This window comes from Streptomyces albidus (ex Kaewkla and Franco 2022) (genome assembly GCF_013870515.1).
GTDB lineage: Bacteria > Actinomycetota > Actinomycetes > Streptomycetales > Streptomycetaceae > Streptomyces > Streptomyces albidus.
The window spans coordinates 1-6690 of sequence record NZ_JACBXA010000290.1; the positions used below are offsets into that span (position 1 = coordinate 1).

General features: G+C 69.3%; 6 protein-coding genes. 4 read left to right on the forward strand and 2 right to left on the reverse strand.

Going from position 1 to position 6690, the window contains the following annotated elements:
- Positions 1-257 precede the first annotated feature (257 nt).
- Entirely contained in the window at positions 258-1265 is a 1008-nt protein-coding gene (locus tag H5J26_RS26860) for a DMT family transporter (RefSeq protein WP_181768560.1), read from the forward strand.
- Between the two features lie 63 nt (positions 1266-1328).
- Here H5J26_RS26860 and H5J26_RS26865 read toward each other — a convergent pair whose 3' ends face one another.
- On the reverse strand, positions 1329-2795 hold the full coding sequence (locus H5J26_RS26865; protein ID WP_235981167.1) for an amino acid permease: 1467 nt from the start codon (positions 2793-2795) through the stop codon (positions 1329-1331).
- Positions 2796-3145: 350 nt separating this feature from the next.
- Here H5J26_RS26865 and H5J26_RS26870 point away from each other — a divergent pair, with 350 nt between their 5' ends.
- Together H5J26_RS26870 and H5J26_RS26875 are read left to right on the forward strand one after the other, a co-directional pair.
- Positions 3146-3403 carry a hypothetical protein gene (locus H5J26_RS26870; RefSeq protein WP_181768561.1) on the forward strand — a complete coding sequence of 86 codons (258 nt, stop codon included), beginning with the start codon at positions 3146-3148 and terminating at the stop codon, positions 3401-3403.
- 291 nt (positions 3404-3694) lie between these two features.
- Positions 3695-4732: a sigma-70 family RNA polymerase sigma factor gene (locus H5J26_RS26875; protein ID WP_181768562.1), complete on the forward strand. Its 1038-nt coding sequence runs from the start codon at positions 3695-3697 to the stop codon at positions 4730-4732.
- 12 nt (positions 4733-4744) lie between these two features.
- Here H5J26_RS26875 and xylA read toward each other — a convergent pair whose 3' ends face one another.
- Complete coding sequence (xylA, locus tag H5J26_RS26880) at positions 4745-5911, reverse strand: xylose isomerase (protein WP_181768563.1); 1167 nt, start codon at positions 5909-5911, stop codon at positions 4745-4747.
- 113 nt (positions 5912-6024) lie between these two features.
- Here xylA and H5J26_RS26885 point away from each other — a divergent pair.
- Positions 6025-6690 (forward strand): FGGY family carbohydrate kinase (locus H5J26_RS26885; protein ID WP_268933154.1); only part of this gene is annotated, 666 nt, incomplete at its 3' end.

The following is a 6690-nucleotide window of genomic DNA, read 5'->3' on the forward strand; positions in this document are numbered from 1 at the left end:
CGGCCCGAGAGGGGTTCCGCTACGCTGGCCGGCATGGACAGCACCTACTGGCACGCGGTCACACCGCCCCCGGCGTCCCGCTGAGGGCGCACTTCTGAGCGGCGGTGTCACGCCGCACGCCTCCCGGCACTCCGAGGCATCTCCACCGGACCGCGGTCACCGCGGCGCCGTGATGAGTCCCGCCTCGCCGTCCGCCGCAGTCGCGCCCTTCCGATGACCGTCATCACCGGCCTTCAACGGATCAGGACGCACTCCGCATGTCTTCCTCTTCATCGAGTCCCGCTTCCCGCGCGCGTTCGCACGACGACCGCGCGACTTCGGCCTGGGCCTCGAGCCCAGGCCCCTCCCCCTCCGCAGCCGCCCACCACACCCGGGGCGCCGTCCTCGTACTCGCTGCGGCGACGCTCTGGGGCACCACGGGCACCGCTGCGAGCTTCGCGCCCGCTGCCGCCTCGCCGCTCTCCGTCGGTGCGGTCACCATGGGCGTCGGCGGCCTGCTGACCTTCCTGCTGGCAGGACGCTCGGCCCTGCGCGTCCTCCGCGCGGGCCGCCCCGTGCTGGTCTGGTCCGTGCTGGGCGGGATCGCCGTAGCCGTATATCCGCTCGCCTTCTACACCTCGATGGCCAAGGCGGGAGTCGCCACCGGCACGGTGGTGACCATCGGCTGTTCACCCGTCTTCGCCGCCCTGCTGGAGCGCTTCCTGGTCGGGGTCCGGCTGACGCTCCGCTGGCTCGCCGCGACCGTGTGCGCCGGGACCGGCTGCGCGTTGCTGACGCTGACGGGCGAGGACGGTGCGTCGGGTCAGGACGTCCCCGGCGGTGTCGCCTTGGCGCTGCTGGCCGGTGCGTCGTACGCCGTCTTCACCTGCTACGGCTCCCGCGTGATACACGCGGGGCACTCCTCGCGTGCCGCGATGGGCAGCCTGTTCGGTCTCGGTTCCCTGGCGCTGCTTCCCGTACTGGCGGTGACGGGCGGCCCGTTGCTGAGCGAACCGAGCGGGCTGCTCGTGGGCGCCTATCTGGCCGTGGTGCCGATGTGCCTGGCGTACGTGCTCTTCGGGGCGGGGCTGGCCCGCGTATCGGCGGGTTCCGCGACGACCCTCTCGCTCTTCGAACCTGTGGTGGCCGCCGTCCTGGGTGTCGCCGTCGTCGGTGAGCGGCTCGGCGCTTGGGCCTGGACGGGGACTGCGCTGGTCCTCCTCGGACTGCTCGTGCTCACCGTCACGGTCCGCCGGTCCGGCAACGGCGCGCGGGCCGGCCGCTGACCGACGAACGGCGGGCGGTCCGGACAACCGGACCGCCCGCCGTCTCCCCTCCGCTCCCCGTGGTCAGCCCTTCGTCGTCAGCTGCTCGTCGTCCCGTCGCGTGTGCTTGCGCTGGAGCCAGATGCCGAGGACCAGCACCACCGCTCCGACGGCGACCGACATCACCATCTGCTGCCGGCCCTCCTCGTCGTAGAACATGTAGCCGATGACGAAGAGGATCAGGCCGATCGTCGCGTACGTCAGGTAGGGGTACAGCCACATCCGCACCGTGTGCCGCTCGGGCATGTCGCGCTCGATGATCTTCCGCATGCGCAGCTGCGACAGGCAGATGACGAGCCAGACGAAGAGCGCCACGGCACCCGAGGAGTTCAGCAGGAACTCGAAGACGGTGTCCGGCGACGTGTAGTTGAAGACCACGGCGACGAAGCCGAAGGCCACGGAGGACCAGATGGCGATCGCCGGCACGCCCCGCTTGTTCACCTTGGAGAACGACTTGGGCGCGTCCCCGCGCCGTCCGAGGGAGAAGGCCATGCGGGAGGCCGTGTAGAGGCCGGAGTTGAGGCAGGAGAGCACGGCGGTCACCACGATCACGTCCATGATCGTGCCCGCGTGCGGGATCCCGATCTCGTTCAGCGCAGCGACATAGGGACCGTCGGCCGCCAGTGCCTTGGAGTTCCACGGCAGCAGCATGACCACCAGCAGGATCGAGCCGAGGTAGAAGGTGCCGATGCGCCAGATCACGCTGTTGGTCGCGCGGCGGACCATCTTCTCCGGGTTGGCGGACTCGCCCGCGGCCAGTGTCACGATCTCGCTGCCCATGAAGGAGAAGACGACCAGCAGCATCCCGGAGAGGATCGCTCCCGGACCGTTGGGCAGGAACCCGCCGTGCTCCGTCAGGTTCCCGGCCCCCGTGGCCGCCTCCGAACCGGGCAGCACGCCGAGGACGGCGAGTCCTGCGATGACGATGAACGCGGCGATCGCGACGACCTTGATCCCCGCGAACCAGAACTCGAACTCGCCGTAGGACCCCACCGAGGCGAGGTTGGTGACCGTCAGCAGCACCATGACCAGCAGCGCCCACGTCCACTGCGGAATCGCCGGGACCCAGCTGGTAAGGATGGTGGCGGCCGCCGTCGCCTCCACGGCGAGCACGACGACCCAGAACCACCAGTACAGCCAGCCGATGGTGAAGCCCGCCCAGCGCCCGAGAGAGCGGTCGGCGTAGGTCGAGAAGGAACCCGAGGACGGGTCCGCGGCGGCCATCTCACCGAGCATCCGCATGACCAGGACGACCAGCAGTCCGGCCACCAGGTACGAGATGAGGATGCCGGGCCCGGCCTTGGCGATTCCGGCGCTGGAGCCGACGAAGAGGCCGGCACCGATGACGCCGCCGATCGCGATCATCGACAGGTGCCGGTTCTTCAGTCCTGCTTTCAGGGGCTCCTGATCGCCGGGCCGCCCGGTGGAAGTCGCATGCTCGGAGTGCTCGCGATCCGCACTCTCCGTCACATTCGATGGTCGCATGCCCATTTCAACTTCCTTCGGTTCCTTGGGCAATTCCTCGAACCGAGCCTTATTCGAAGGCTCATTTGAAGAATTCACTGCGGACTGAGTCAGTGGGCCACTAGAACCCCAGGAACAGCAACCGGTCAATGTGATCTGCGCCACTGTGACCGTGGGTGAACATCCGCCTGCTCAGTGACGCCGGGCACTTGCGGACCTACCCCCCGGAGTCGCACATTCCGTCCCTACGAGGCGACGCGGCCCGGCAAGCACCCTCCACGGCCTTACACAGAGACACCGCATGGAACACACATGCTCGCCGAGGCGTTCTCCTACCAGATCTCGATCAGCGGGACAGCGGACGGAGGCAGGCACCCATGGACAGCGAGCCAAGGGGCCGCAGTGGAGACGGAGAAGAGGAGAGGGAGGGCTGGGACGAGCTCGTCCTGGATGAGGACTTCATCCGGGAGGCCGAGGTGAACGAACCCGCCGCGCGCACGCGGATGCTGCGGGAGCGGTGGCGGGAGCAGCCACCCGAGCCCCAGCCGTGGCGTGCGGACGATCCTCCTGCCGGCTGGTTCTTCAGCAAGAGCCGGCGCAGGTCACGGAAGCGTCGGCGCGGCCGGGGCGACTGACCCTCAGCGACACGCCGTGCGGCCCCTGCCGCGCGGGACTGATTCCTCCGGTTTGCCGGAGTGCGAACGGTGGCTGGGGACGAGTGCGCCCCTGCACCTCACACGCCGCGCTCGCACCTCCCTTCTTTACCGCCCGCCCCATTCCGATCCGGCACCATATGGGCAGAGAATGTCCGTATCGGTAGCACTATGAGCCGAGACTTCTCATAGAATTCGCACGTTCTTGCGATGCGCGCGTGCGGCACCTGCAAAGCTCGCAGGCAGCGTCGGAAAAGGCGAAAGGCGAGACCCATGACAGACGGCACCCTCAGCGACTCCCTCCCCGCGCCTGCCGGTGAGGCGACGCTGGACCGTGACGATCTTCTGGACCGTGCGCAGCCCTACCGTCGCGAGCTGCTCGCGCACTGCTACCGCATGATGGGCTCGGTCCACGACGCCGAGGACCTGGTGCAGGACACCTACCTGCGGGCATGGCGTGCGGCCGATCGCTTCGAGGGGCGCTCCTCGCTGCGCACATGGCTCTACAGGATCGCGACGAACGCCTGTCTGACCGCCATCGAGAGCCGGGGCCGCCGCCCGTTGCCGTCCGGGCTGGGCGCCCCGAGTGACGACCCCGAACGGCCTGTGGTCGAGGCTCCCGAAGTCCCGTGGCTGGAGCCCGTTCCCGACGCGATGTTCCGTGGTGAGCAGCCCACCGATCCGGCGGCGGTCGTCGTCTCACGGTCGAGCATGCGGCTCGCCCTCGTCGCCGCGCTGCAGCATCTGCCTCCCCGTCAGCGGGCCGTGCTGCTGCTGCGCGAGGTGCTGAAGTGGCGCGCCGCGGAGGTCGCCGAGCTGCTCGACACCTCCACCGCGAGCGTCAACAGCGCCCTCCAGCGTGCGCGGGCACAGCTCCAGCAGGCCGCCGTCACGGAGGAGCAGCTGTCCGAGCCCACCGACCCGGCACAGCGCGAACTGCTCGACCGCTACGCAGCGGCCTTCGAGAACTCGGACGTGAAGGCGATCGTCCAGCTCTTCAAGGAGGACGCGGTCTGGGAGATGCCTCCGTTCCCCGAGTGGTTCCGCGGTCGCGACGCCATAGCGCGCCTCATGGACGCACAGTGCCCTATAGGTCCGGGCGAGGGCCTGATGCTGCCCACCGCCGCCAACGGCCAGCCGGCGTTCGCGCTCTACAGCCGGCACGAGGGCGGCGACTACCTGTTCTTCCAACTGCATGTGCTCACCGTCAGCGACGGCGAGGTCGAGAGGGTGGCCGCCTTCTTCGGTGAGCACCTCGTGCAGACCTTCGGGCTTCCCGAGTCCGTCCCCGCCGACGCCGCCCTGCGCTGAGGGACGGGCGCGTCACGCGCCGAGCAGGTGATCCATCGCCAGCTGGTCGAGGCGTTCGAAAGCCATGCCGCGTTCGGCTGCGGCGTCGATGTCGAACTCCTCGAAGGCGGACGGGTCGGCGAGCAGCTGTGCGGGTGTCTCACCGGCTCCGAGCGTGGGCTGCGCCAGCTCATCGAGACGTGAGGCGCGCAGCGCCTCCTGCACGGCGGGGTCCGCGCGGAAGGCCGCTGCCCGCTCGCGCAGGATCAGGTAGTTGCGCATGCAGCCGGCGGCCGAGGCCCACACTCCGTCGTAGTCCTCGGTGCGCGGCGGCTTGAAGTCGAAGTGCCGCGGCCCTTCGTAGCCTCCGGTCTCCAGCAGGTCCACGGTCCAGAACGCCGCACGGAGGTCTCCCGCGCCGAAGCGAAGGTCCTGGTCGTACTTGATGCCGGACTGACCGTTGAGGTCGAGGTGGATGAGCTTGCCGGACCACATGGCCTGGGCGATGCCGTGGGGGTAGTTGAGGCCGGCCATCTGCTCGTGCCCCACCTCCGGGTTGACCCCGAAGAGTTCGGGCCGCTCCAGCCGGTCGATGAAGGCGAGGGCGTGGCCGACGGTGGGCAGCAGGATGTCGCCGCGCGGCTCGTTGGGCTTGGGCTCGATGGCGAAGCGAAGATCGTAGCCCTGCTCGGTGACGTACTCGGCGAGGAAGTCGAAGGCCTCCTTCATCCGGTCCAGCGCGGCACGCACGTCCTTCGCGGCACCCGACTCCGCGCCTTCCCTGCCGCCCCATGCGACATAGGTCCGCGCTCCGAGCTCCGCCGCGAGGTCGACGTTGCGCATGGTCTTGCGCAGGGCGTAGCGGCGCACGTCCCGGTCGTTGGCGGTGAAGGCGCCGTCCTTGAAGACCGGGTGGGAGAAGAGGTTGGTCGTCGCCATCGGCACGATCATTCCGGTGGCGTCCAGGGCCTGCCGGAAGCGCTTGACGTGGGCCTCACGTTCGGCCTGCGCGGCGCCGAAGGGAATGAGGTCGTCGTCGTGGAAGGTGACTCCGTACGCTCCCAGTTCGGCGAGTCGCTGCACGGCCTGAACGGGGTCCAGAGCAGCCCGTGTCGCTTCCCCGAAGGGATCGCGCCCGAGCCAGCCCACGGTCCACAGTCCGAAGCTGAACTTGTCGTCGGGCGTCGGCTGGTACTTCATCTCGCGGCCCCTCTCCGCAGGGTGCTGCTTGCACGCAGCTATTCGTCATGACCGTTGACAAATTAGTATGCGGCCAGGACCGCACAGTGTGAAGAGGAAAGCTGAGGGGTTTCATGTCCGCTCCAGAGGGACCGTTCGTCATCGGCGTGGACAGCTCCACGCAGTCCACCAAGGCGCTCGTCGTGGACGCGGCGACAGGGCAGGTCGTCGCCCGGGGTCAGGCTCCGCACACGGTCACCGCGGGGCCCGGCCACGAGAGCGATCCCGAGGAGTGGTGGGGGGCACTCGAATCCGCCCTGGAACAGTGCGGCCGGGCGGCGCAGGAGGCCGCGGCCGTCTCCGTCGGCGGCCAGCAGCACGGCCTCGTCACCCTGGACGAGGCAGGCCGTCCCGTGCGTCCCGCGCTGCTGTGGAACGACGTGCGGTCCGCTCCGCAGAGCGACCGTCTCATCGACCAGCTGGGCGGCCCGAGCGCGTGGGCGGAGCGGATCGGCAGCGTCCCGGCACCCGCCTTCACCGTCACCAAGTGGGCCTGGCTGTGCGAGAACGAGCCGCAGTCCGCAGCGGCCACGGCGGCAGTCCGGCTGCCCCACGACTATCTGACCGGCCGGCTGACGGGTGACGGCACGACCGACCGGGGCGACGCCTCGGGCACCGGATGGTGGGCGGGTTCCCAGCAGGCCTACGACCTGGGCATGCTGGAACACCTCGGGCTCACCCCCGAGTTGCTGCCCCGCGTGACGCCCCGGAGCCTGATCACTTCTTGGACGACGACTCGG

Coding starts and splice junctions, on each gene's coding strand:
- H5J26_RS26875 (WP_181768562.1), top strand. CDS start 3,695: ATGACAGACGGCACCCTCAGCGACTCCCTCCCCGCGCCTGCCGGTGAG.
- H5J26_RS26860 (WP_181768560.1), top strand. CDS start 258: ATGTCTTCCTCTTCATCGAGTCCCGCTTCCCGCGCGCGTTCGCACGAC.
- xylA (WP_181768563.1), bottom strand. CDS start 5,911: ATGAAGTACCAGCCGACGCCCGACGACAAGTTCAGCTTCGGACTGTGG.
- H5J26_RS26865 (WP_235981167.1), bottom strand. CDS start 2,795: ATGGGCATGCGACCATCGAATGTGACGGAGAGTGCGGATCGCGAGCAC.
- H5J26_RS26870 (WP_181768561.1), top strand. CDS start 3,146: ATGGACAGCGAGCCAAGGGGCCGCAGTGGAGACGGAGAAGAGGAGAGG.